This window comes from Enterococcus sp. AZ089 (assembly GCF_050547225.1).
GTDB classification, from domain to species: domain Bacteria; phylum Bacillota; class Bacilli; order Lactobacillales; family Enterococcaceae; genus Enterococcus_D; species Enterococcus_D entomosocium.
Map to the genome: position 1 here is coordinate 1,442,448 of NZ_CP172954.1, position 22,133 is coordinate 1,464,580.

Annotated in this window: 25 protein-coding genes and 1 other annotated feature; of the genes, 17 read left to right on the top strand and 8 right to left on the bottom strand. The window is 42.4% G+C overall.

Features of this window, described 5'->3' with window-relative positions; genetic code table 11:
• Nucleotides 1-93: 93 nt before the first annotated feature.
• From rplK to rplL, 4 genes are all read left to right on the top strand, one after another.
• Nucleotides 94-516, top strand: coding sequence for a 50S ribosomal protein L11 (rplK, locus tag IGJ01_RS06760; protein ID WP_005229787.1), 423 nt, complete (start codon nucleotides 94-96; stop codon nucleotides 514-516).
• Nucleotides 517-616: 100 nt separating this feature from the next.
• On the top strand, nucleotides 617-1,306 hold the full coding sequence (rplA, locus tag IGJ01_RS06765; RefSeq protein WP_005229790.1) for a 50S ribosomal protein L1: 690 nt from the start codon (nucleotides 617-619) through the stop codon (nucleotides 1,304-1,306).
• A 63-nt stretch (nucleotides 1,307-1,369) separates the two neighbouring features.
• Nucleotides 1,370-1,496 (top strand) — a sequence feature (ribosomal protein L10 leader region).
• Between the two features lie 65 nt (nucleotides 1,497-1,561).
• Nucleotides 1,562-2,062: a 50S ribosomal protein L10 gene (rplJ, locus tag IGJ01_RS06770; RefSeq protein ID WP_005236672.1), complete on the top strand. Its 501-nt coding sequence runs from the start codon at nucleotides 1,562-1,564 to the stop codon at nucleotides 2,060-2,062.
• A gap of 60 nt (nucleotides 2,063-2,122) precedes the next feature.
• Complete coding sequence (rplL, locus tag IGJ01_RS06775; RefSeq protein WP_003127081.1) at nucleotides 2,123-2,494, top strand: 50S ribosomal protein L7/L12; 372 nt, start codon at nucleotides 2,123-2,125, stop codon at nucleotides 2,492-2,494.
• Nucleotides 2,495-2,654: 160 nt separating this feature from the next.
• Here rplL and IGJ01_RS06780 read toward each other — a convergent pair whose 3' ends face one another.
• From IGJ01_RS06780 to IGJ01_RS06790, 3 genes are all read right to left on the bottom strand, one after another.
• Nucleotides 2,655-3,950, bottom strand: coding sequence for an ISL3-like element ISEfa11 family transposase (locus IGJ01_RS06780; RefSeq protein ID WP_429972316.1), 1,296 nt, complete (start codon nucleotides 3,948-3,950; stop codon nucleotides 2,655-2,657).
• A 185-nt stretch (nucleotides 3,951-4,135) separates the two neighbouring features.
• Nucleotides 4,136-4,309, bottom strand: coding sequence for a hypothetical protein (locus IGJ01_RS06785; RefSeq protein WP_005236653.1), 174 nt, complete (start codon nucleotides 4,307-4,309; stop codon nucleotides 4,136-4,138).
• A gap of 149 nt (nucleotides 4,310-4,458) precedes the next feature.
• On the bottom strand, nucleotides 4,459-5,478 hold the full coding sequence (locus tag IGJ01_RS06790; RefSeq protein WP_244733476.1) for a branched-chain amino acid aminotransferase: 1,020 nt from the start codon (nucleotides 5,476-5,478) through the stop codon (nucleotides 4,459-4,461).
• Between the two features lie 209 nt (nucleotides 5,479-5,687).
• On the opposite strand from IGJ01_RS06790, the gene IGJ01_RS06795 reads away from it, so the two are divergent.
• Nucleotides 5,688-6,656: a pyridoxal-phosphate dependent enzyme gene (locus tag IGJ01_RS06795; RefSeq protein ID WP_086332249.1), complete on the top strand. Its 969-nt coding sequence runs from the start codon at nucleotides 5,688-5,690 to the stop codon at nucleotides 6,654-6,656.
• A 95-nt stretch (nucleotides 6,657-6,751) separates the two neighbouring features.
• Here IGJ01_RS06795 and IGJ01_RS06800 read toward each other — a convergent pair whose 3' ends face one another.
• The 5 genes from IGJ01_RS06800 to IGJ01_RS06820 form a co-directional block, all read right to left on the bottom strand.
• Nucleotides 6,752-7,189 (bottom strand): helix-turn-helix domain-containing protein, encoded by a 438-nt coding sequence (locus IGJ01_RS06800; RefSeq protein ID WP_008381614.1) that lies wholly within the window; start codon nucleotides 7,187-7,189, stop codon nucleotides 6,752-6,754.
• 9 nt (nucleotides 7,190-7,198) lie between these two features.
• Nucleotides 7,199-8,749 carry an ATP-binding cassette domain-containing protein gene (locus IGJ01_RS06805; RefSeq protein WP_430601549.1) on the bottom strand — a complete coding sequence of 517 codons (1,551 nt, stop codon included), beginning with the start codon at nucleotides 8,747-8,749 and terminating at the stop codon, nucleotides 7,199-7,201.
• Between the two features lie 97 nt (nucleotides 8,750-8,846).
• Complete coding sequence (locus IGJ01_RS06810) at nucleotides 8,847-9,668, bottom strand: TPM domain-containing protein (protein ID WP_005236637.1); 822 nt, start codon at nucleotides 9,666-9,668, stop codon at nucleotides 8,847-8,849.
• Nucleotides 9,665-10,786: a hypothetical protein gene (locus IGJ01_RS06815; RefSeq protein ID WP_008381609.1), complete on the bottom strand. Its 1,122-nt coding sequence runs from the start codon at nucleotides 10,784-10,786 to the stop codon at nucleotides 9,665-9,667. The genes IGJ01_RS06810 and IGJ01_RS06815 overlap by 4 nt, the downstream gene beginning before the upstream one ends.
• A gap of 16 nt (nucleotides 10,787-10,802) precedes the next feature.
• The gene (locus IGJ01_RS06820) at nucleotides 10,803-12,032 is read right to left on the bottom strand and encodes an SPFH domain-containing protein (RefSeq protein WP_016621227.1); all 1,230 of its coding nucleotides are present in this window, start codon (nucleotides 12,030-12,032) and stop codon (nucleotides 10,803-10,805) included.
• A gap of 283 nt (nucleotides 12,033-12,315) precedes the next feature.
• Here IGJ01_RS06820 and dnaX point away from each other — a divergent pair, with 283 nt between their 5' ends.
• The 12 genes from dnaX (at nucleotide 12,316) to dinB (ending at nucleotide 22,115) form a co-directional block, all read left to right on the top strand.
• Entirely contained in the window at nucleotides 12,316-14,037 is a 1,722-nt protein-coding gene (gene dnaX, locus IGJ01_RS06825) for a DNA polymerase III subunit gamma/tau (RefSeq protein ID WP_016621226.1), read from the top strand.
• A gap of 20 nt (nucleotides 14,038-14,057) precedes the next feature.
• Nucleotides 14,058-14,372, top strand: a complete 315-nt coding sequence (locus IGJ01_RS06830) for a YbaB/EbfC family nucleoid-associated protein (RefSeq protein WP_005236633.1) — start codon at nucleotides 14,058-14,060, stop codon at nucleotides 14,370-14,372.
• A 14-nt stretch (nucleotides 14,373-14,386) separates the two neighbouring features.
• On the top strand, nucleotides 14,387-14,983 hold the full coding sequence (gene recR, locus IGJ01_RS06835) for a recombination mediator RecR (RefSeq protein WP_005229813.1): 597 nt from the start codon (nucleotides 14,387-14,389) through the stop codon (nucleotides 14,981-14,983).
• Nucleotides 14,984-15,003: 20 nt separating this feature from the next.
• Complete coding sequence (gene tmk, locus IGJ01_RS06840) at nucleotides 15,004-15,651, top strand: dTMP kinase (protein WP_005229815.1); 648 nt, start codon at nucleotides 15,004-15,006, stop codon at nucleotides 15,649-15,651.
• Nucleotides 15,652-15,683: 32 nt separating this feature from the next.
• On the top strand, nucleotides 15,684-16,013 hold the full coding sequence (locus tag IGJ01_RS06845; RefSeq protein WP_005229817.1) for a cyclic-di-AMP receptor: 330 nt from the start codon (nucleotides 15,684-15,686) through the stop codon (nucleotides 16,011-16,013).
• 14 nt (nucleotides 16,014-16,027) lie between these two features.
• Entirely contained in the window at nucleotides 16,028-16,960 is a 933-nt protein-coding gene (gene holB, locus IGJ01_RS06850; protein ID WP_005236622.1) for a DNA polymerase III subunit delta', read from the top strand.
• Between the two features lie 29 nt (nucleotides 16,961-16,989).
• Nucleotides 16,990-17,790: a PSP1 domain-containing protein gene (locus IGJ01_RS06855; protein WP_005236620.1), complete on the top strand. Its 801-nt coding sequence runs from the start codon at nucleotides 16,990-16,992 to the stop codon at nucleotides 17,788-17,790.
• A 19-nt stretch (nucleotides 17,791-17,809) separates the two neighbouring features.
• On the top strand, nucleotides 17,810-18,157 hold the full coding sequence (locus IGJ01_RS06860; RefSeq protein ID WP_077452675.1) for a DNA replication initiation control protein YabA: 348 nt from the start codon (nucleotides 17,810-17,812) through the stop codon (nucleotides 18,155-18,157).
• 74 nt (nucleotides 18,158-18,231) lie between these two features.
• Complete coding sequence (gene rsmI / locus IGJ01_RS06865; RefSeq protein ID WP_005236618.1) at nucleotides 18,232-19,092, top strand: 16S rRNA (cytidine(1402)-2'-O)-methyltransferase; 861 nt, start codon at nucleotides 18,232-18,234, stop codon at nucleotides 19,090-19,092.
• 172 nt (nucleotides 19,093-19,264) lie between these two features.
• On the top strand, nucleotides 19,265-20,482 hold the full coding sequence (locus IGJ01_RS06870) for an ammonium transporter (RefSeq protein WP_005236611.1): 1,218 nt from the start codon (nucleotides 19,265-19,267) through the stop codon (nucleotides 20,480-20,482).
• Between the two features lie 16 nt (nucleotides 20,483-20,498).
• Nucleotides 20,499-20,840, top strand: coding sequence for a P-II family nitrogen regulator (locus tag IGJ01_RS06875; RefSeq protein WP_005229830.1), 342 nt, complete (start codon nucleotides 20,499-20,501; stop codon nucleotides 20,838-20,840).
• Between the two features lie 150 nt (nucleotides 20,841-20,990).
• Nucleotides 20,991-22,115: a DNA polymerase IV gene (gene dinB, locus IGJ01_RS06880; protein WP_016621225.1), complete on the top strand. Its 1,125-nt coding sequence runs from the start codon at nucleotides 20,991-20,993 to the stop codon at nucleotides 22,113-22,115.
• The last annotated feature ends 18 nt before the right edge of the window (nucleotides 22,116-22,133 follow it).

Here is a 22,133-nt window from a genome sequence, read left to right on the forward strand (position 1 = left end):
CACGTTTTTTGTGTGTGCACATGAATCACCAAAGTGGGAGGAGAAATTTGGATCTCCAATTAACCACATCACGGACTCAAGGAGGTATGTCTCGTGGCAAAAAAAGTAGAAAAAATCGTTAAATTGCAAATTCCTGCAGGTAAAGCAACACCAGCTCCGCCGGTAGGTCCTGCGCTAGGTCAAGCGGGTATCAACATCATGGGATTCACTAAAGAATTCAATGCTCGTACAGCTGATCAAGCAGGTTTGATCATTCCAGTAGTGATCTCTGTATACGAAGACCGTTCATTTACTTTCGTTACAAAAACACCACCAGCAGCAGTATTGTTGAAAAAAGCAGCAAACGTTGAAAAAGGTTCAGGCGAACCAAACAAAACAAAAGTTGCAAAAGTTTCACGCGATCAAGTAAAAGAAATCGCTGAATTGAAAATGGAAGACCTAAACGCAGCTGACGTTGAAGCAGCAATGCGCATGGTTGAAGGAACTGCACGAAGCATGGGGATCACTGTAGAATAATTACAGCCCTAAGGAAGTAGCTTCTCAGTCGGCTTCATATTGAAAAATATGGGACACGTGGGAGGTTCTACCGTTATAACCACATCAAGGAGGAAACAAAATGGCTAAAAAAAGCAAAAAAATGCAAGAAGCATTGAAAAAAGTTGATGCTACAAAAGCTTATTCAGTTGAAGAAGCAGTAGCTTTGGCAAAAGAAACAAATATTGCAAAATTCGACGCAACGGTTGAAGTTGCTTACAAATTAAACGTAGACCCTAAAAAAGCGGATCAACAAATCCGTGGCGCGGTAGTATTACCAAACGGTACTGGTAAAACACAAACAGTTTTAGTTTTTGCTAAAGGCGATAAAGCCAAAGAAGCAGAAGCAGCTGGTGCTGATTTCGTTGGTGACGACGATATGGTTCAAAAAATCCAAGGTGGCTGGTTCGATTTTGACGTTGTTGTTGCAACGCCTGACATGATGGCTACTGTTGGTAAATTAGGTCGTGTATTAGGCCCTAAAGGTTTGATGCCTAACCCTAAAACTGGTACAGTAACAATGGACGTAACAAAAGCAGTTAACGAAGTAAAAGCTGGTAAAGTTACTTACCGTGTTGACAAAGCTGGGAACATCCACGTACCAATCGGAAAAGTTTCTTTTGAAGATGACAAATTGATTGAAAACTTCAAAACGATCCATGAAACATTGTTGAAAGCTAAGCCTTCAGCAGCAAAAGGGCAATACATGAAAAATATCTCAGTTACAACAACATTTGGTCCTGGGATCCATGTAGAACAAGCTTCTTTCTAATTTAATACAAAAATTCAAAACTTTTATTGACTTGACTACCTTATCTGTGGTAAGGTAGTCAAGGTTAAAAGTTTAACTGTACCGAAGACAGTAGGTGGCATTTGCCTTAATTTCCTACCGAGGACGTTTATTGAGAATCTTCAATAGTCCCTCTATGTCTACGGTGGCATAGAGTTTTTTTATTGTCCTTTATAGGACAAAGGAACAGTTTGTTTCGAAGAAACTCTTCCATCAAAATCAGGAGGTGAAATATAAATGAGTGAAGCAGCTATCGCTAAAAAATCCGCGATCGTTGATGAAGTGAGTGCAAAATTCTCTGCAGCCGCATCTGTAGTCGTTGTTGACTACCGTGGACTAACTGTTGATGAAGTAACTCGCTTACGTAAACAATTGCGTGATGCAAACGTTGAGATGAAAGTTATCAAAAACTCAATTCTTTCTCGTGCTGCTGAAAAAGCTGGTCTAGAAGGTTTAGGTGAAGTATTCACTGGCCCTACTGCCGTAGCATTCAGTAACGAAGACGTTGTTGCACCTGCAAAAATCATTAACGATTTCGCAAAAGACGCAAAAGCTTTAGAAATCAAAGGCGGTATCATCGAAGGCAAAGTTTCTTCATTGGAAGAAATTACTGCATTGGCGAAATTGCCAAACCGCGAAGGACTTCTTTCTATGTTGCTATCTGTGCTACAAGCACCTATCCGCAACGTGGCTTACGCTGTCAAAGCAGTGGCAGAAAAAGAAGAAGATGCAGCATAATTGCCGCATAATTTTTCAGTATTAAAAACTAAACTACTTACTTAAATGGAGGAAAACAAAATGGCATTGAACATTGAAAACATTGTCGAAGAGCTAAAAGGCGCGACAATCTTAGAATTAAACGATTTAATTAAAGCTATCGAAGAAGAATTTGGCGTATCTGCTGCAGCTCCTGTAGCTGTAGCTGGTGGAGCTGGCGATGCTGGTGCTGCTGAAGAACAAACTGAATTCACTGTAGAATTGACTGCAGCTGGCGATCAAAAAGTTAAAGTTATCAAAGCAGTTCGTGAAGCAACTGGCTTAGGCTTGAAAGAAGCGAAAGCAGTCGTTGACGGAGCTCCTTCAGCAGTTAAAGAAGGCATCTCTAAAGACGAAGCTGAAGCATTGAAAGCAGCTTTAGAAGAAGTTGGCGCTTCAGTAACAGTTAAATAATTTTTCTTAGTGTCAAATCCTTTCGTATGAAGGGGTTTGGCGCTTTTTTTGTTAGAGGCTGAGATTCCTAAAAAGTAAGGCTCTTTGTCAATAAGGACTGATGAGTTGTGCAAAATCAAATCTGGGTCAGAATGAACCACATTCTGGCTCAGATTTTTTGTTATCTTACATTGATTAATTGATTGATCAAAAAGATTCTAATTCTCATGTTCTCGAATGATTTAAATCCGTAGGATACTCGTTTCATTGTCTTTATGTGGGTATTCTTCGCTTCTATTTTTCCATTGGAATAAGGATAGATCATTGCGTTGGTGATGCCTTCTTCATAAGTCAGAAGGTTTTGAAGCTTCTCCCGAAAGCCGTCATCTAACGTTTCGGGAAGTTCTGCCAATATGCAGAAAAATAAGTCAGGGTCTTTGTCTCGAAAGGCTTCAACTAATTCATGAAAAAAGGGGTACGCCTCCTTCAGGGGCGTAGAAAACTCAAGCAATCGATCAATCATCATTGCTTCAGTAAGAAATGGGTATTTTGGTGCTCGGAAACTTTTCCATGTTTTGTATTCATAATGGTTGATGTTTGCACGATTTTTTAGCAAAAAGCGCCAGTTCTTTTTCAGTTTTTCTGCCTGGCTTTTCTGTCCCGCTTTACGAAGTTCATTCATTTCACGGATACGCAACTCATTGAACGCTTGATTCATGTGTTTGACAATATGAAACCGATCAATCACTACTTTCGCATTTGGCAGAACACGTTTGGTGAGCTGGAAGTAGGCGGCGTTCATGTCTGTCACCAAGAATTCTACTTCTTCTGGATTGGTACAACCTAAGAAATAGCTTGTTAATCGAGGTAATTTACGCGTAGGCAAAACATCTATTAATTTTCCTGTTTCGCCATCTGCGCAAATAAAGCTCATTTTATCTTCTATGGAAGCATGCGAACGAAATTCATCAACCATCAATACTCTGGGGAGAATCTTCTTAGATTGCTTTGGTAAATAGCTTTTAAACTCTTTCAATGTACGAATAACGGTGGTCAAAGATACCTGACAGCTTTTCGCAATAAAAGATAAAGATACTTTTTCAGTCAGTAAAGAAGCAATTTTATATCTAACATGATTTGCGATTGAATGTCTGGGTTGGACAAAATAACTTTGAGCAGTCCAATGGGTTCGGCAGTTTTTACAGGTATAGCGCTGCTTTTTTAGGCGCATAACCAAAGGCATATGATTGTATTGTTCAAAACGGACAATCGTTTCCTTCTTCCCATTTTTCACTATAATTGCTTTCCCGTTTCCATCTACCACAGTAGAACCACAACTTCTACAAGCACGAGGAGTAGGCGAGAGAACAGCATCGACGACCAACGTCTTTTTCTTCTGAAGGGTCTCGTAAGAGACCTCTATAATCATCAAATCTTTCTCTATTATTCTCAGCATTTTTTTGATAGAATCATTCATATAGCATATCGTCCTCTCAGTTGTTTATTTTGTGGTGATTTAATCATACTAGAGAACGATATGTTTTTTAATACCTAAAATGAAAATGGGACTGAAGAATCAATTCTGATTCATCAGTCCCATAAATTATAGAGCCAAAAGTAATAAGCAGCGATCCTCGTTTTTTTATGAGCGAGGATCGCTGCTTATTTTTTTCGAAATTGTTGGAATAAGAACACGAAAATAAAAAAGAAAAATGCTTCCCACAACGTTGTGGTCCAACTAAAGCTGCGGTTAATACCAAAAACGAGATTACCAATATTGGAAACCACCAAATACAAGGCTGTTGCTAGCAAAGAATAGCCGAATCGTTTGCCCATCATTACGCCTCCCTTTGCTATGATTGTAACAAGTCAAAAGAGTTGTGGCAATCAATTCTGATGCAGTGATGATAAATTGATCGATAGAAAGAGAAAAACCGAACGGTCCGTAGTGATCGTTCGGTTGAAGAGGATGTAGCCCGGTTCGCTTAATCCAATGGAACATCAAAGATCCAACCGGTTGGTGCCGAAATATCGCCGAACTGAATGCCGGTCAATTGGTCATACAATGCTTTTGTTTGTGGACCAACTTCCGTTTCGCTATAGAACACATGGAAATCCTCGCCGTTTTGGATCCCGCCGATCGGGGAAATAACAGCAGCTGTTCCGCAGGCACCCGCTTCGACAAAACGATCCAGCTCATTGAGATAAACATCACCTTCCACAGGGGTCAATCCTAATGAATGTTGCGCTAGATGCAGCAATGAATATTTTGTGATACTTGGTAAAATAGAAGGAGATTTTGGTGTCACAAATTCATTAGCAGCCGTGATCCCGAAAAAGTTGGCAGAACCGACTTCTTCGATTTTGGTATGCGTTTCTGGATCAAGGTAGATGCAATCGGAAAATTTCCGTTGATGGGCTTCGTATCCAGGTAACAAACTCGCCGCATAATTTCCACCCACTTTGGCTGCGCCAGTACCATTTGGTGCCGCGCGATCATAATCAGAAACAATGAAATTGGTTGGTGTCAATCCGCCCTTAAAGTAAGGTCCGACCGGCATACAAAAAACCGTAAAAATATACTCTGGTGCTGGGCTGACACCGATATTTTCTCCGACGCCAATCAATAGAGGACGAATATACAAGGTGGCGCCGCTGCCATAAGGCGGAACATATTCCTGATTTGCTTTTACTACTTGTTTTACCGCATCTAAGAAAAAGGCCTCAGGAACCTCTGGCATACGCAGGCGATAGGCACTGCGGTTCATCCGTTTGCTATTTTCGTCTGGACGGAACAAATTGATGCCGCCATCTTTTCTTCGGTAGGCTTTTAGTCCTTCAAAACATTGCTGTCCATAATGAAGAGCGGTTGATCCCTCGTGGATATGCAGATAATTATCCTCGGTAAGTTCGCCTTCATTCCAAGAACCGTCTTTCCATGTTGCCAAAAAACGCCATGGCGTTTTGATATAAGAAAACTCTAAATTTGACCAATCGATTGTCATTCGTTCACACCCTTTTTTAATTTTTCTAAGTATAGCACTTCAGAAAAGAAATGTCATTATTTTCTGAAAATTCTTCTGTAAAAAATCAGCTAACACGTGGGCGTGAAGGAGCAGAGAAAATCTTTTACCGACGCGAGGGAATCAGTTTGTCTTTCTCCAAATTCTGTGCTTCAATGAGAGTATAAAAAAACAAAAAAGGGGGAACGTTTGTGATTGAGGAAGTGTTGACGGACAGTCTGGGGATCGCTGCTGCGTATCGACGATTGAAACCAATCATGATCCATACACCACTTGCACCAAGTAATATTTTAGGCAAAGAAAAAGAGGGCACGATATTTTTGAAATTAGAAAATCTACAGCGTACCGGCTCCTTTAAAGCGCGGGGGGCGTATAACAAACTCGCGTCATTGACTGATGCAGAAAAACTTCGCGGTGTCATTGCCTGTTCTGCAGGAAATCATGCGCAAGGTGTTGCTCTCGCCGGATCGTTACTGGGGATCAATGTCCGAATCTTTATGCCATTAACGGCTGCCAAAACAAAAATAGAGGCGACAAGAAGTTATGGCGCACAAGTCGTTTTAGCAGGAGAGACGTTTGATGAAACCAAACAACTGACACTAGACGCCATGAAAGATAGTGGCGAAGTATTTGTCTCTCCCTTTGATGATCGTGCAGTAATGGAGGGGCAAGGAACGATTGCGATCGAACTGTTGGAGGATCTTCCAGATGTTGATAATGTCATTATTCCCATCGGCGGTGGTGGGTTGATTGCTGGGATTGCTTTAGCCTTAAAAGAACTTCGTCCAGAAGTCAAAATCATCGGCGTTCAATCCTATGGCGTTTATGGCATGATCGCCTCACTTTGGCAGCAAAAGCTAGTAGCCAATCGCCGCAGTAGAACGATCGCTGATGGCTGTGATGTTGCTTTGGCAGGGGAACTGACCTATGATGTTTTAAAGACCCGTATCGATGAAACGGTCTTAGTTGAAGAATCCGATATCGAACAAGCGATCCATTACTTAGCATTGAAGGAAAAAGTCATCGCAGAAGGGGCTGGTGCATTAAGTACGGCGGCGATTTTAAGCGGACAGATCGATCATTTGCTTCGAGGAAAGAAAACTGTGGCATTGGTCTCCGGCGGCAATATTGATTTCTCTGTGTTTAAGGAAATCATCTGAGTGCAACAAGCCTTCCAAAAAAGAAAGAAGAGACCTGATTAGACATTCTCCTAATTGGGTCTCTTCTTTTAAATTCAAAGCAGGCGCTCAGATGATTACTTTGGGAGAGAAAGTATTGTTTCGATCCACTGTCCAAAGGTTGTTACATATTTCAACGGTCCGACCAATGTAAATCGTGCCATCGTTGGGTTGATTTTTTCAAAGTAAAAACGCCGACTTTCCCCTGAGTAAAGTGCATTGAACTCATCAATAACGATTTTTTTTTGCTGTTGTAGCAATTCCTCTGATTCAATAAAGAAATCGATGGCAAGTAAGCTTTCGGGTATCTGTTTTTCTGAACGTATTGAAGCAAAAGAAAGCAGGGGATCTTCAAATGGTTCGCCCATCAACGAAGCCACATCTTTGTAAGAAAAGCGCCACTGCCCGCCAATTTTTGTCCCTTTAAGTTGGTTGGTCTTTTGATAATTTCGGATGGTTCGAGTCGTTACGCCCAGTTTTTCAGCGACTTCTTCAACGGTATAATAATCTTTCATCGGTTCCTCCTACAAAGCGATTGTACGATCACAAAAGCGTTGCTCCTCTTTCTTATGACTAGTATAGATGATCATGCGTTTTTCTGCATGTTTTTTTAAACACTTCATAATCTTTTCGGCAGCTTTATCATCAAGGCTGCTGGTAGCTTCGTCTAAAAGAATGATTTCGGCATCACTTAATAATATGCGAGCTAGAGCGATTCTTTGCTTTTCTCCTCCAGACAAGTCGGCACCATTTTCCGTAAGCCTGCTAGTCCATGAGCGCTGTTGAAAAATGGGCGCTAAAATACCAGAGGTTTCGATAATTGTTTTTTCTTCTCCCGTCATTTTTCTTCCCCATACAAGATTTTCTTCAATTGTCCGAGAGAGAATCGTAGGGTCTTGAGCAAGGTAGAGGGTTTTATCTGTTTCAGGGTTTCTTGGCTTGATGCGTTTACTCTTCGTTGAAAGCGAAATTCCTTCTGATGGATAAAGGCCAGCAATTGCCTTTAAAAACGTTGATTTTCCTTTTCCTGAAGCGCCAGCCAAGTAAATATGTTCACCAGGTTTCAAGGTTTCTTCAATGGGAAAGGAAAAGCTGTGGTTGCCAATGGATACGACAGGGTGGTCGAAAGTAAGACTCAGAGTAGCTTCACACGTTTGGTTCCAGCGGTCATCGGGAGCAGCCAATTCTTCGTTAACAAAACGTTGATTGGTCCTCAGAGTAGCTGTATCAAGATTGATTTTCGTTAAACCACTTAATGCAGAAAAGTAAATGGGTAATAGCACGCCAATCAAAATCAACGCAGAGGTTGGCAGTTCATCTTGTAATATTCCTTGAATCATAAACAAATAGACGCCGATCTGGGCGATCTGATTGATCGCATTAAGGACTAAACTAGTCGTTTGGGCAAAAGTATTGGTGTTTGCTAATGTTTGATACATCGATGTCAATCGAGAGGAAAACAGCTGCTCAAGAACAGCGTCACTCCATTGCTTCATTGTATCAATATGGGACAATGTTGTTAACATTTCCTTATTGCTAAGAGCAAATGCTTCTTGCATATTTTTCATCTTAATACTCAACTGGTGATTGATCCATCGAAACCCAAAAACATTGATGGGAAATAGCGATAGTAAAATGAAACCCAGTAAATAATGCAATTGGAAACACAAAAAAAGTGGGATCAGCAATAAGAAAAAGCAGCGAATGGCTTCGCTAAAACTACCGCAAATAAACAAGTATAAGGAATCAACAACGCCAAAGATGCGGTTTAATAGATAAGTGGGCTCCTTTTCAGAGAGTTCTACATAACTCTTCCTTTTCATTTTTTTTAACAATTCTAAGAGATGGCGAACATTCATCGAAGCTGCATAGCGCTCTTTCATCACAATCAATAAGAATTGCGCGCAATAAGTGATACTTAATATGAACGCTAATAAGCCGACGAGATGATCAAAGCGCAGTGCGTGATCTTCTTGTAGAAGTAAAGGGAAAGCGAGGTTTGTCAGGACAGTCAAAAAAACTAGCAAACTACTCAAACTGATAAAAAGTTTATTGTTTCTAATAATTTCAAACATAAAATCAACTCATTTCCTATATTTTCCTAAATAGTAGATGTTTTTATGAAAATTGTCAACAAAAAAAGAGTTCCTGATTAAAGGAACTCTTGAAAAATTAAAAGCTGCGTCCGCCGCCGCCGAATGTTCCGCCACCAGAAGAGTGGGTCGTACTGCCACCGCCGCCGCCAGAAAAACCGCCACCACCGCCTCCACCATTATTCGAAGGACGGGGGATGCGTCTGGTTGTGACAAAGGAATTGACTAAGCGATCTTCTTTTTGGGTCAGATCAATACTTGATTTTTCTAGATAGTTAAATTTGTAGCCGCCCATTTTTAATTGGTAACGGGATTTAACAATGATGAAAAAAGCGATACTGATCACTGCCGCGATCGCTAAGCAAATAGCAATTTCTAGTGGCGTTATCACTTTGTAATAAGTAATTTTTCCGGTATCACGATCGATACGATAATGATCGGCAGGAACACCTGCTTCCACAAAACCCTCTGCTTTTTGCAGATAGACCAATGCAGCTTGATAATAATTTCCCTCTGCCATCTGGTCAAATACCGCATCAAGTAGCTTATCTAGACGTGAATCGGTAAGATAATCGATCATATTTCCGGAAGTCGAAACGTGAAATTTCCGTTGCGCCATATCGATCACCAATGCCGAACCGTTGTTGTCGTTGCCGATCCGTCTTGAAAGATATCGATCAGTGTACAACTCGATATCTCCCGTATTGCTGTTTGTTGTTTGAATAAAAACTTCGCCTTTGATCTTTGCATTCAGCGCTTCTGCTTCTTCGTTCAACTTCTGGATCTCTTGTTCGGTAAAGAGTCCAGCGTGGTCTGCGACTGTCTCTTCGGCTGCGAAGGCGGGCAGGGCGGTTAAGAAAAAACCAACCAGCAGTAACAACAAATAAGATAGTTTTTTCATAAGAAATACGCTCCAATCAATGCGAGGATGGTCGTTGCCGCGAAAATTGCGCCACTGACGATTCCCAAGCGCTTGTAACTAATCGGTAAAACACCGCTGACTTTTCCGGTTTGCCCATTCATCGCATAATAAAAGGCACTCTTGTTTTCATCATCGGCTCGATAGGTCACTAGCCATACAGGAAGCAAAACGTAGTTGTTTTCTTCTTTTGTTAGATTGATGGAACGATTGTTGCGTTTAAAACTAGTATAGCCATTGACGGTACCTGCTAGCAGATTTTCAGCATAACCCGATAATTCGTTTTTGACTTCGTCAGAAAGATCAATGTATTCAATGTCTCTTTTTTCTGCTTGGAAGCCGGCTAAATATTGACTGCGAAAATTAACAGCTTTTTCAAGGGGAAACGGCTGAACGCCAGTCACCATTTTTTGCTGAACGTTTTTTGACAGCGCATGCTTGAGCAATTCATTCACCTTGATTTTTCCTCGTCGCAAGACATCGTATTGTTTGTGCTCAGTATATTCAATATCACCAACGCGCCAAATACGCAAAGAGGTACCCATACCTGAAAGCGAGCCATTCATCTCAGCATCGACGACCCAATAAGGGAAGTACACACCAGTCAATTTCTCTACTTGTGCTTGATCGAAGAAATCCCGTGGCACAAATTTTTTCTTTTGCGCCCATTCTAAGAATTTCGCAGTTGCTTCTTCCTTTTCGATGGCAAAAGGGAGGACTTTGTTAGGTAAAAATTCTCCTGAAAGCCGTCCCGACAAAACGACCGGGTTATGGCAAAAGTAGCAATAGGTTGCGGCTGTAGTCGCATCCGTCACGATTTCAGCACCGCAGCTGGGGCAGGTGAAAAGGTCCATCTGCCCCGCTTGTGCATCGGCTTGCTCTCTAACTTCTTCTTGAAGGGACGGTTCAGTCTCGGTCGCTGCAGAAGGATCTGAGACAGGAGTATCGGCCATCTGCGCTTCTTTTTGCTTTTCTTCAAAGGCAGTGACTTCGTCTTCAGTAAAAATACTCAGACAAAATGGACAATGAAATTTTTGATCACCAGGTTCAAAGGTTAAAGCGCCCCCACAATTGGGGCACTTATGTGTGATAACATCCATCAGCAATCCTCCTCAATTAGTCTACTGGGACACCTTTGAAAGGTTTGCCGCAATTCGGACAGAATTTTGGAATGCCGTTGGCTAAATCGATCACTTCACCACAATCGCTGCATTTCATTTTCAGGCTTGGTCCATCGCTCGTTGGTTTTGGCGTCCCGCAATTGCTGCAGAATTTACCAGTATTAGAGGTGCCGCATTGTGGACAGTCCCAATGATCTGCGCTGTTTTGTGCGGAAGCCTGTTGCTGCTGCATCTGCTGCTGGTTGTTTTGAGACGCTTGGTTCAAATAACCGCCGCCAGCGTTCATCCCCATGCCCATGCCAACAAACCCAGTCGTAGCCCCAGCGGCATTGCTACCGGCAGATTCCATACCACGAGCAACCGAACCTTGAACATAGCCTTCACGAATCGAAGGGTCGCCTAACATTGCCCCTTGGTTCCGCATGTTGATCAGTTTTACGGAATCATCCGTATAAGAGATGCTCGCTACGGCAACAGAAACGATTTCCATGCCGCGGAGTTCTCGCCAGCTGTCATCAAGAACTGTTCCCATATATTTGCTTAATTCCATGCTCTTAGATGGAACGTAAGAAATTCGTTCGCCATCAGCGGACATTTTGTTGATCGCGGTTTGTAGGGCGGTCAAAAATTCAGCTAAGTACTGCTCATTGATGTCGTTGATATCGACTTGACTTTTGTTTTTTGGGATCGCATTCGTATAGAACAAAATTGGATCGGTAATTCGTAAGGAATAGTTTCCGTGCGCCCGTAAGAATAGCTCTGCGTTATAAAAGTTGTCAAAATAGTTCAAAGGCGATGAAGTACCGAAGCGAATTCCTTTGATTTCTTGAAGATTGATATAAAAAACTTGTTGTTTTTGTGGTGTAACGCCGCCAAACTTAAAGCGGTCGAAGGTTTCAGAAATCGCATCTTTCAATGAACCATTCAACATCGAAGGCGCTAATTCATTTTTGACGGTATAGTAGCCTTCTTCAGCGGTATAATCGATGATTCGCCCGCCATCAACCAATAACATCATCATATTCGGATAGACATGGATCACTGACCCATCAGTGATGACATCTTCCGTGCCTTTTCTGTTAGAACCGCGTTTGTCATTACGCCGCACTTTGACACCTTTTGTCATTACTGTCGAATCGCTCATATTGTCAGGCTCGATCACCTCTAGCCATTGATCTGCTAATCCGCCGCCAATTGCGCTTGTTGCCGCTTTGATAATACCCATTTTCAGTCCTCCTTTAAATTGTTTTCATCACAATAGATGAACGTAGATTCATTATACCATAGGAGGTGAGATTTACGTTATCAGTCTAAAGTTGGAGAAGAGGAATGGTCTTTTTTCTTGAAAATAGGGAGGAATAAAAGGATATAGTGAGTGAAAGCGCGCGGAATGGCTCTTCGAATTAAATTTCCATTTCTTTTAAGATTCCACCACGCAAACGGTGGTTTTTTTAGCTGATATTACGTATAATAGAAGGTAGCGAATTTTGAAATGAGTGTGGAAAACTATGGCCTATCAAGCATTATATCGTGTTTGGCGTTCTCAGCGTTTTGATGATGTTGTCGGACAAAAAGCAATTACCCAAACCTTAAAAAATGCAATCGATCAAAATCAAATCTCGCATGCTTACTTGTTTACGGGCCCTCGAGGAACCGGGAAAACAAGTGCAGCGAAAATTTTTGCCAAAGCCATCAATTGTCCGAACCAAGTCAATGGCGAGCCTTGCAATGAGTGTGACATGTGTCGCTCAATCACAGCAGGAACGCAAGAAGACGTGATCGAAATCGATGCGGCAAGTAACAACGGTGTAGAAGAAATTCGCTTTATTCGTGATCGTGCGAACTATGCACCGACCCAAGCAGAATACAAAGTTTATATCATTGATGAAGTGCACATGCTGTCAACAGGCGCATTTAATGCATTACTAAAAACATTGGAAGAACCACGGAAAAATGTTGTCTTTATTTTGGCAACAACAGAGCCCCATAAGATTCCAGCAACGATTATTTCCCGAACCCAACGATTTGATTTCAAACGGATCAATACGCAAGACATCGTGGGTCATTTGGAAACGGTCCTTACTACTAGCGAGATCAATTACGAAGCAGAAGCTTTACAGATCATTGCGCGAGCCGCAGAAGGCGGTATGCGGGATGCCTTGAGTATCACCGACCAGGCGATCGCTTTTAGTGATGGAACCGTAACGACCCAAGATGCTTTAGAAGTGACGGGCAGCTTGTCCTATGAAATGATGGACCGTCTGATGCAGGCTTGTGGGGAAAAAGAAGTTGCCGATGCGTTAGCGACCTTGCGGGAGTTATTAGCCTCTGGTAAAGAAGCCCGCCGTTTATTGGAAAACTTGTTGGTTTATTGTCGAGACTTGCTGATGTATCAACAAGCGCCGCAGCTGCTATCTGAAAAGTCTCTGCAGTTGACTGAAGCGTTTCAAACACTGGCAAAAATTACCCCGCCAGCAAAAATCTATCACTGGATCACGGTCTTAAACGATACGCAAAATGAAGTACGATTTACGAACAATCCTACGATCTATTTGGAAGTGGCTGTGGTCAAATTAGCCAATGATCCAGAAAGTGCTGCTGTTGCCAGCAATTCAGCTGACAATAGTCAAGAAGTGGCGCAGTTACGTCAAGCACTGCAAAAACTTCAGGCAGAGGTGCAACGACTGCAAGAGAATCGACCGACAGGTGCCGTTGCTGAAACCACCGCGCCAGTGAAGAAAACCAAGGCGACCACTACGTTCCGTTTACCAAAGGAACGCGTGTTCCAAGTGCTGAAAAGTGCAACGAAGAAAGACTTGGCAAATGTTCGTAATGTTTGGGACGATCTTTTGATGTCTCTTTCCGTGACGCAAAGAGCTATGCTGCACTCCAGTGAAGCAAAAGCTGCCAGCGAATCGGGCGTCGTGATCGCTTTTGACTATGAGATCTTATGTCAGCGAGCAAGTAACGACCAAGAGTTTCAATTGATGATCCATAATCAATTGTCCCGTATGATCAAAGACTACGCCCCACAGGCTGTCTTTATTACAAAAGAAAGTTGGCCGACGCTACGACAAGAGTTTTTGGCTGGCGGTCAAGCAACGGAAGAGTCAGAAATTGAAGTAGAGCAAGAAGAGACCGAAGCCGCTCCTGTCGAACCAGAAAATGACGACTTAGTAACAAAAGCGCAAGAGTTATTTGGTGAATTAACCAGCATTGAAGAAAATTAATGAATATGGAGTGATGAATAATGATGCGAGGCATGGGAAATATGCAAGGCATGATGAAACAAATGCAAAAAATGCAAAAAGAAATGATGAAAGAACAAGAAGCACTAAACAGCAAAGAATTTATCGGCGAATCGACAAATGGCTATGTCAAAGCGACCTTTACTGGCGATAAGACGTTACAAGACATTGCTATCAATGAAGCAATCGTTGATGCTGACGATGTGGAAATGCTGCAAGATATGATCATTTTAGCCATCAATGACGGATTAAAGAAAATTGAAAAAGAATCGGAACAAACAATGGGCAAATATACAAGAAACATTCCGGGTCTATAAAAGGAGAAATGACGGTGCAATATCCTGAACCGATCGCCCGATTGATCGACAGTTACATGAAACTGCCGGGAATTGGACAAAAAACCGCAACACGTTTGGCATTTTATACGATTGATATGAAAGAAGAAGTCGTCAATGAGTTTGCTAAATCGTTGCTTAGTGTTAAACGAGATTTGCACTTTTGCAGTATTTGCGGAAATATAACGGAAGAAGATCCTTGTGAAATCTGCAGTGATCCCACAAGAGACAAAGAAACGATTTTAGTAGTTGAAGAGCCTAAAGATGTCATGGCATTAGAAAAAGTCCGCGAGTATCATGGACTTTATCATGTGCTGCATGGCGTGTTATCCCCGATGGAAGGGACAGGTCCAGAAGATATCAACATTGCATCCCTGATACAGCGGCTGCATGATGATCAGGTCAAAGAAGTGATTATTGCGACCAATGCGACCACGGAAGGCGAAGCGACGGCGATGTATATGTCGCGTTTGATCAAGCCTGCCGGTATTAAAGTCACGCGTTTGGCTCATGGCTTATCTGTGGGCAGCGATATTGAATACGCGGATGAAGTGACCTTGCTAAAAGCAGTAGAAGGTCGCCGAGAATTATAAAGATATTGGAGGCAATTAGGGTGAATGGATTGTTTATAACCATCGAAGGACCGGATGGTGCTGGAAAAACCAGTGTGATCGAAGAATTGTATCCTCGGTTACAGCTTGAAGCAACAAGAAAAATCGTTAAAACAAGAGAACCTGGCGGAGTTAAAATCGCTGAAAAAATTCGTAAAATTATTTTAGATCCGCGAAATGAAGAAATGGATGAGCGGACCGAAGCTTTACTTTATGCAGCGGCACGCCGCCAACACTTGATTGAGGTTGTCCTGCCGGCATTGAACGCCGGACACATCGTGATCTGTGACCGCTTTGTTGACAGTTCGCTTGCCTATCAAGGAGCTGGACGTCGCATCGGGATTCCTGAGATCGCACGGATCAACGAGTTTGCGACGGAAGGAACGACCCCTGATTTTACCTTGTATCTAGATGTTGACTCTGATACTGGCTTGCGTCGCATCCAAGAAAATCGTGCACATCAATATGACCGACTAGATTCGGAAGGATTGGAGTTTCATCAACGGGTTCGTCATGCGTATCTAAAGCTAGCGGAAGAAAATCCTGTACGCATTCATAAGATTGATGCTAGAATGGGGTTACAAGAAGTTGTTGAATCCAGCTATTCAGCAATCGTTGAATCGTATCCTGCTTACTTCAAATCAATCTAGGGTAGGTTGGATAACACAAAGGAGATGGTCCCATGAAATTAATTATGGCAATCGTACAAGACAAAGACAGTAATCGTTTGGCAAATGAGTTTATTGATGCCAATATCCGTGCTACAAAATTGTCATCAACGGGTGGTTTTTTAAAGGCTGGTAATAGTACGTTTATCATTGGTATTGAAGATGACCGTGTGCAAGATGCGTTAGAATTGATTAAAAAAACCTGTCAATCAAGAAAGCAATATGTCTCGACACCGATGTCACTAGATATATCCTTAGATGGTCAAGTTCCTTATCCAGTCGAAGTCGAAGTCGGTGGCGCCACCGTATTCGTGCTGCCAGTTGACGGATTCCATCAATATTAAAAAAGGAGCATTTCATGGAGGAGTTATTTCTACAAGAATACCAGCCTCTTGTTTTTGCCCAACTAAAAAAAAGTATCAAGCATGGGCGCATTGCTCATGCTTATCTTTTTGAAGGGGACAAGGGGACTGGCAAGCATGAACTAAGTCTATGGCTCGCAAAACGCCTTTTTTGTGCCAATGTACAAGAAGAAGCGCCATGTGGTGCATGCAGCAATTGTCTACGGATCGCCCAAGGAGAGCATCCTGACGTTATCCAAATTGAACCTGATGGGCAGATGATCAAAGTCGACCAGATTCGACAGCTGCAAGAGGAGTTCTCAAAAAGCGGCTTTGAAAGCCGTTTGAAAATCTTTATTTTGTCTCAAGCTGACAAAATGAACAACAGCGCTGCCAACAGTTTACTAAAGTTTTTAGAAGAACCAGTGGGAAACTTTCTGGCGATCTTAGAAACGGAGAGCCTTGGTCGTATTTTGCCAACCATCCAGTCTCGCTGTCAGATCATTCATTTCTCTCCTTTGTCAAAAGAAAAACTGCAAGAAAAGTTACAAGAAGAGGGACTTTCTAAAGAGACAAGCCGACTTCTAAGCCACTTGACCAATAGTTATCATAAAGCAGTTGAAATCTCGCAAGATGAATGGTTTAATGAAACTAAGGATGCTGTTAAGCGTTGGGTGAATTACCTTTTGAAGAAAGACCCGCAAGCATTTATTTTTGTTCAGAAAAAATTATTGGGTCTAGCAAAAGAAAAAAATCAGCAATCAGAAATCTTTTTGCTCTTGTTATTTTACTTTCAAGAGGAGCGGGATCGATTGTTGGGGCAAGGTTTATGGGGAAAAGAGATCAATCGTGCCATTGAAGCCGCATTGCAAGCACAAAAAAAGTTGCAAGCCAATGTGTCTTTCCAAGGTGTGGCAGAACAATTTTCCGTGAAAATCATCTATGGATAAAACGCAGCAGCCGGAAAAGGAGACCAGAGATGATCGAAGTTGTCGGAGTGCGTTATCATGACGTAGGCCAGATTTATTTTTACACACCGAAAAAACAGACCTATACTATAAATGACCAAGTCATCGTGGAATCACAAGATGCTAAATGTCTTGCCACAGTCGTCACCAAAAGCAGAGAAATGAATGAGAGCGATTTGCCTCAGGTAGTCAAACCTATCTTACGTCGGGCGACGAAGAAAGATTTGGAACAGGCAGCAGCCAATCAAAAGGCGGCAGATGAAGCGTTAAAAATTGGAAAAGAAAAAATCCGCGCACATCAGTTGCCAATGAAACTGATTCGAGTAGCCTATACCTTTGAGCGGACAAAACTGATTTTTTCGTTTACTGCAGAAAGCCGTGTTGACTTTCGCGAATTAGTCAAAGACTTGGCAAGTGAATTTCATACCCGGATTGAACTGCGCCAAATCGGTGTCAGGGATGAAGCGAAGGCACTAGGCGGAGTTGGGCCCTGTGGTCGCAAACTATGCTGTGCGACGTTTTTAGGGGATTTTATCCCTGTATCCATCAAGATGGCTAAAGATCAAGGACTTTCCTTGAATCCTGCGAAAATCTCAGGATTATGCGGTCGTTTGATGTGCTGTCTTAAGTATGAAAGTGAAGAATATGAGCGGGCGAAAAAAGAATTGCCGGATCGCGGCAAGGAAGTTGAAACGCCAGATGGCAAAGGACGTGTGGTTGGGCTGGATCTGTTGAGCCGAGTGATCAAAGTCCGTTTGCATGATCGGCAAACACCAATCGAATATGATTATGAAGAACTAGTGACAAAATAAGTAGGTGACCATAATGAGCATGGACAAACGATCAATATATGACGGATTGAATCAGTTAGAATCGGAGTTGCAAAATTCCTTAAATAATCTAGCGGAAATGAAGCAGTCTTTGCAAGAAATCGTCGAAAAAAATACGACATTAGAATTGGAAAATCAACGCTTACGTGAACACATTCGTGAGTTGAACCAAGTGGCAGATGCACCCGCTGAATCGGTCAAACAAGAACTTTCTAAATCACGAATGAATTTAGAAAAGATTTACGAAGAAGGATTTCATGTTTGTTATGACTTATACGGTTCTCGCAGAGAACATGATGAACCTTGTGCATTTTGTCTAGAAGTGATCTATCGTGAAAGCGGCAAATAACTGACTGACAGTCTAATAGGTTCGTTAGAAAAAAGATCAGTTTCCACTGGTCTTTTTTTCGAAAGGAGCAGTACATGCAAAAGCAACAAAGTTATAAACAAGACACTGGAAAACTGTATCTTGTTCCGACACCGATCGGGAACTTGGAAGATATGACGGTCCGTTGTGTCAAAATTTTAAAAGAAGCGGACCTGATTGCAAGTGAAGATACTCGCAATACCCAGAAATTGTTGAATCATTTTGAGATCTCGACACCGCAAAAAAGCTTACATGAACACAATTATAAAGAGCGAGTTCCGCATTTGGTAGAACAGCTGCAGATGGGCAAAACCATTGCCCAATGCAGCGATGCTGGTATGCCCTCCATCAGTGATCCGGGGCATGAATTAGTCAAGGCCTGTCTAGCTGAAGGAATCGCGGTGATTGCGCTTCCGGGACCTACGGCAGGTTTGACAGCGTTGATTGCTTCAGGCTTATCGCCGCAACCAAATCTTTTTTATGGCTTTTTACCTCGTAAGAAAAAAGAACAAAAACAAGCCTTGAGTGAATTAGCGACCCAGAAAGCAACGATGATTTTTTATGAGTCACCCTATCGAATCGCAGCGACGATTGAAACAATGCTAGAGGTATTTGGTGAACGTCAGGCAGTCATTTGCCGAGAATTGACAAAAATCCATGAAGAATACTTGCGAGGGACCTTTTCTGAATTGATCGACTATTTAGAGCAGCAGCCAATCAAAGGAGAATGCTGTCTGTTGGTGGAAGGCTCTTCTGAAATACATGAAATTGTTTATGAAGGAAGTTACGCAGAACAAGTAGCTGCCTTGATGGAAGAGGCCGAAATGTCCTCAAAAGAAGCAATCAAAGAAGTGGCTAAACGTAATCAAGTAAAGAAACAGCTTGTCTATCAAGCGTATCACCAAATAGAAGAGTAATCATACCGAGACTTCTCTCGGTATTTTTTTGTACCACACGCTCACTTATGTGATATTACCTAACATATAAAGTCAGCTATTTTCAGAAAATTCATGTTTTTCTCAGAAAAATCTAGATTATTCGAAAATATGGTGTTAGGATAGCTAACATATAGAAAGGGAGGCGTGTAAAATGGATACAGGAAATATTGCATTTATTTTAATTTGTAGCGGTATGGTTTTTCTAATGACTCCAGCATTGGCATTTTTTTATGGAGGATTGGAACGACGCAAAAACATCCTCAATACCATGATGATGGTGATTTGTACGATGGGCTTGGCGTCCGTCCTCTGGGTCGCTCTAGGGTATACATTATCCTTTAGCGGGACAGGATCATTTATTGGCAATTTAGACAAAGTCTTTTTCAATCATGTTTCGATGTCAGAAGGAGAGGGAATTCCAGAAGGGTTGTTTGCTGCCTTTCAAATGATGTTTGCTTTGATCACAACGGCGATTATCACTGGATCAGTCGTTGGAAGAATGCGGTTCTCTGCTATTTTTCTATTTATTGGCTTCTGGCTGGTTTTCGTGTATTTTCCAATGGCGCATATGGTGTGGGGCGGTGGCTTCTTAGATGCGATCGGCTCGATCGACTTTGCAGGAGGCAATGTCGTTCACATCAGTTCGGGAATCAGTGGGCTAGTCTTAGCGATCGTTGTCGGTAAGCGACGAGAATTTCATCAAACCGAATATCGTCCTCATAATATTCCCTTTGTTGTACTAGGTGCCGGTCTTTTATGGTTTGGCTGGTTTGGCTTTAATGCTGGCTCTGCGTTAGCAGCTGATGGTCTAGCGATCCACGCCCTAATGACCACGAATACAGCAGCAGCCAGTGCGATGCTTTCTTGGATGCTGATCGAAAAAATCGTCGTGGGAAAACCGACAATCGTCGGTGCTTGTACAGGTGCAGTGGTGGGCTTAGTTGCCATCACACCAGGGGCGGGGTTTGTCTCCCTTTGGTCTTCCTTTATCATTGGCGCTTTAGTCAGTCCGTTTTGTTACTTCTTTATTTCCGTCATCAAACATCGATTAGGGTTAGATGATGCATTGGATGCCTTTGGTTGTCACGGGGTAGGCGGAATCTTCGGTGGTTTGATGACCGGGATCTTTGCCGATCCCGCTGTTGGTGGACATTCAGGATTGCTTTATGGCGGTGTTGATCTTTTTATCGCACAAGCCGAAAGTATCGTATTTACGATTTTGTTCGCTGGTATCCTATCCTTTGTCATAATTACCTTGATTAAATGGGTGATGCCGATTCGCGTATCTCAGCAAGAAGAAGCGGTGGGGATGGATCGGATCGAACATGATGAAACGGCCTATCCTACCTTTATGGGGTTAGATTCTTAAGAGTGGAGGAGCAGTCATGAAAAAAGTTGAAGCGATTATTCGCCAAGAAAAATTAGAGGAGCTAAAAGCCGCTTTGGATCAATCGGATCTGATCAGTGGGATGACGGTCAGTCAAGTTCTCGGGTGTGGCAATCAAAAAGGGTTAAAAGAGTTTATTCGTGGCCAAGAAGTGATCACGACTCTTTTACCGAAAGTAAATGTCCGCTTTGTTTTGGCAGATGAAAAAGTCGATGCCGTGATTGAGCTGATTGTATCGATCTGTCGGACAGATGAAGTCGGTGATGGCAAAATATTCGTCTACCCTTTGGAAGAAGCGATTCGGATTCGCACCAATGAACGAGGAGAAGCTGCCTTATAGCAGAACTTCTTGGGTCATGAACCGTGCAGCAAAAGTAGCGAACGTATAGGGAAGGGCCAATGAAAATTGGTCCTTTTTGCGTCTTTGTCTTGATTCCTTGCTTGATAGGGAACTTCTGTTCGTTTATAATAAGAAGCGAGGTGAGCAACGATGTCGGAACTGCAATTTCCCTTAAAAAATGATACGAGCCGCAAAATTATTCATATTGATATGGATGCTTTTTTTGCTTCGGTGGAAGAACGGGATGATCCTGAGCTGGCCAAGCATCCCCTTGTCATTGCCCGTCACCCAAGTGATACCGGCGGCCGAGGAGTGGTCACGACAGCGAATTATCTGGCGCGACAATATGGCATCCATTCGGCAATGAGCGCACAAAAAGCCTACGAGCTTTGTCCGCAAGCGATTTTTAAACCGGGGAATCATCAAAAGTATCGTGAAGTGTCCCAGCAAGTCAGAGAAATTTTTCACCGATACACCGACATCATCGAACCAGTTTCAATTGATGAAGCGTATCTGGACGTCACAGTTAACAAAATCAACTGTCCTTCAGCAATTAAGATCGCTCGTCTGATTCAGCGAGACATCTGGCATGAGACCCATTTGACTTGTTCGGCAGGCGTCAGTTACAACAAATTTTTGGCAAAATTGTCCTCGGATTATCATAAACCACGAGGGTTAACAGTGGTGATGCCGGATGAGGCAGTGGCCTTTTTACAACAACTACCCATCGATAAATTTCATGGGATCGGGAAGAAAACTGTCCCCAGGATGCATGAGTTAGGCATTTTTACAGGAGCAGATCTATACACTTGGAGTGAGATGGCGTTGATCCGCGAATTTGGCAAAATGGGGTATTCTTTGTATCGCAAAGTTAGAGGAATCCATGATTCACCAGTCAGTGTGACCAGAGAACGAAAATCAGTCGGTAAGGAGCATACATACGGCAATCCATTAACGAGTGAAGAACAAGTCTTAAGTCAATTACGCGCCATCGCAGAAGAAGTTGAGAGATCACTAAAGCGCACACAGAAACATGGCAAAACAGTCGTGTTGAAAGTCCGTTACAGTGATTACTCTACGATCACTAAACGAGTGACTTTGCCGATTTACGTTCATAAAAAAGAACAGTTATTTTCGGAAGCCAGTCTCATTTGGGAAGAGATTTTAGGTCTTGAAAAAGGCATTCGTCTTTTGGGAATCACCGTCACAAATCTCGATCCTCTGACCTATGAAAATATCGTACTGCCTTTATGGCAAACATCTGACGATCAGTAGACCTAAAAAGGAGGACCA

Excerpts from the sequence above, each read along its gene's own strand:
- IGJ01_RS06810 (WP_005236637.1), bottom strand. The coding sequence starts at position 9,668 with ATGAAAAAACTATCTTATTTGTTGTTACTGCTGGTTGGTTTTTTCTTA.
- rplL (WP_003127081.1), top strand. The coding sequence starts at position 2,123 with ATGGCATTGAACATTGAAAACATTGTCGAAGAGCTAAAAGGCGCGACA.
- IGJ01_RS06790 (WP_244733476.1), bottom strand. The coding sequence starts at position 5,478 with ATGACAATCGATTGGTCAAATTTAGAGTTTTCTTATATCAAAACGCCA.
- rplJ (WP_005236672.1), top strand. The coding sequence starts at position 1,562 with ATGAGTGAAGCAGCTATCGCTAAAAAATCCGCGATCGTTGATGAAGTG.
- IGJ01_RS06800 (WP_008381614.1), bottom strand. The coding sequence starts at position 7,189 with ATGAAAGATTATTATACCGTTGAAGAAGTCGCTGAAAAACTGGGCGTA.
- dinB (WP_016621225.1), top strand. The coding sequence starts at position 20,991 with ATGTCGGAACTGCAATTTCCCTTAAAAAATGATACGAGCCGCAAAATT.
- IGJ01_RS06860 (WP_077452675.1), top strand. The coding sequence starts at position 17,810 with ATGGACAAACGATCAATATATGACGGATTGAATCAGTTAGAATCGGAG.
- rsmI (WP_005236618.1), top strand. The coding sequence starts at position 18,232 with ATGCAAAAGCAACAAAGTTATAAACAAGACACTGGAAAACTGTATCTT.
- rplA (WP_005229790.1), top strand. The coding sequence starts at position 617 with ATGGCTAAAAAAAGCAAAAAAATGCAAGAAGCATTGAAAAAAGTTGAT.
- dnaX (WP_016621226.1), top strand. The coding sequence starts at position 12,316 with ATGGCCTATCAAGCATTATATCGTGTTTGGCGTTCTCAGCGTTTTGAT.
- IGJ01_RS06815 (WP_008381609.1), bottom strand. The coding sequence starts at position 10,786 with ATGGATGTTATCACACATAAGTGCCCCAATTGTGGGGGCGCTTTAACC.
- IGJ01_RS06870 (WP_005236611.1), top strand. The coding sequence starts at position 19,265 with ATGGATACAGGAAATATTGCATTTATTTTAATTTGTAGCGGTATGGTT.
- IGJ01_RS06845 (WP_005229817.1), top strand. The coding sequence starts at position 15,684 with ATGAAATTAATTATGGCAATCGTACAAGACAAAGACAGTAATCGTTTG.
- IGJ01_RS06875 (WP_005229830.1), top strand. The coding sequence starts at position 20,499 with ATGAAAAAAGTTGAAGCGATTATTCGCCAAGAAAAATTAGAGGAGCTA.
- IGJ01_RS06855 (WP_005236620.1), top strand. The coding sequence starts at position 16,990 with ATGATCGAAGTTGTCGGAGTGCGTTATCATGACGTAGGCCAGATTTAT.
- IGJ01_RS06780 (WP_429972316.1), bottom strand. The coding sequence starts at position 3,950 with ATGAATGATTCTATCAAAAAAATGCTGAGAATAATAGAGAAAGATTTG.
- IGJ01_RS06830 (WP_005236633.1), top strand. The coding sequence starts at position 14,058 with ATGATGCGAGGCATGGGAAATATGCAAGGCATGATGAAACAAATGCAA.
- IGJ01_RS06820 (WP_016621227.1), bottom strand. The coding sequence starts at position 12,032 with ATGGGTATTATCAAAGCGGCAACAAGCGCAATTGGCGGCGGATTAGCA.
- IGJ01_RS06805 (WP_430601549.1), bottom strand. The coding sequence starts at position 8,749 with ATGTTTGAAATTATTAGAAACAATAAACTTTTTATCAGTTTGAGTAGT.
- IGJ01_RS06785 (WP_005236653.1), bottom strand. The coding sequence starts at position 4,309 with ATGGGCAAACGATTCGGCTATTCTTTGCTAGCAACAGCCTTGTATTTG.
- holB (WP_005236622.1), top strand. The coding sequence starts at position 16,028 with ATGGAGGAGTTATTTCTACAAGAATACCAGCCTCTTGTTTTTGCCCAA.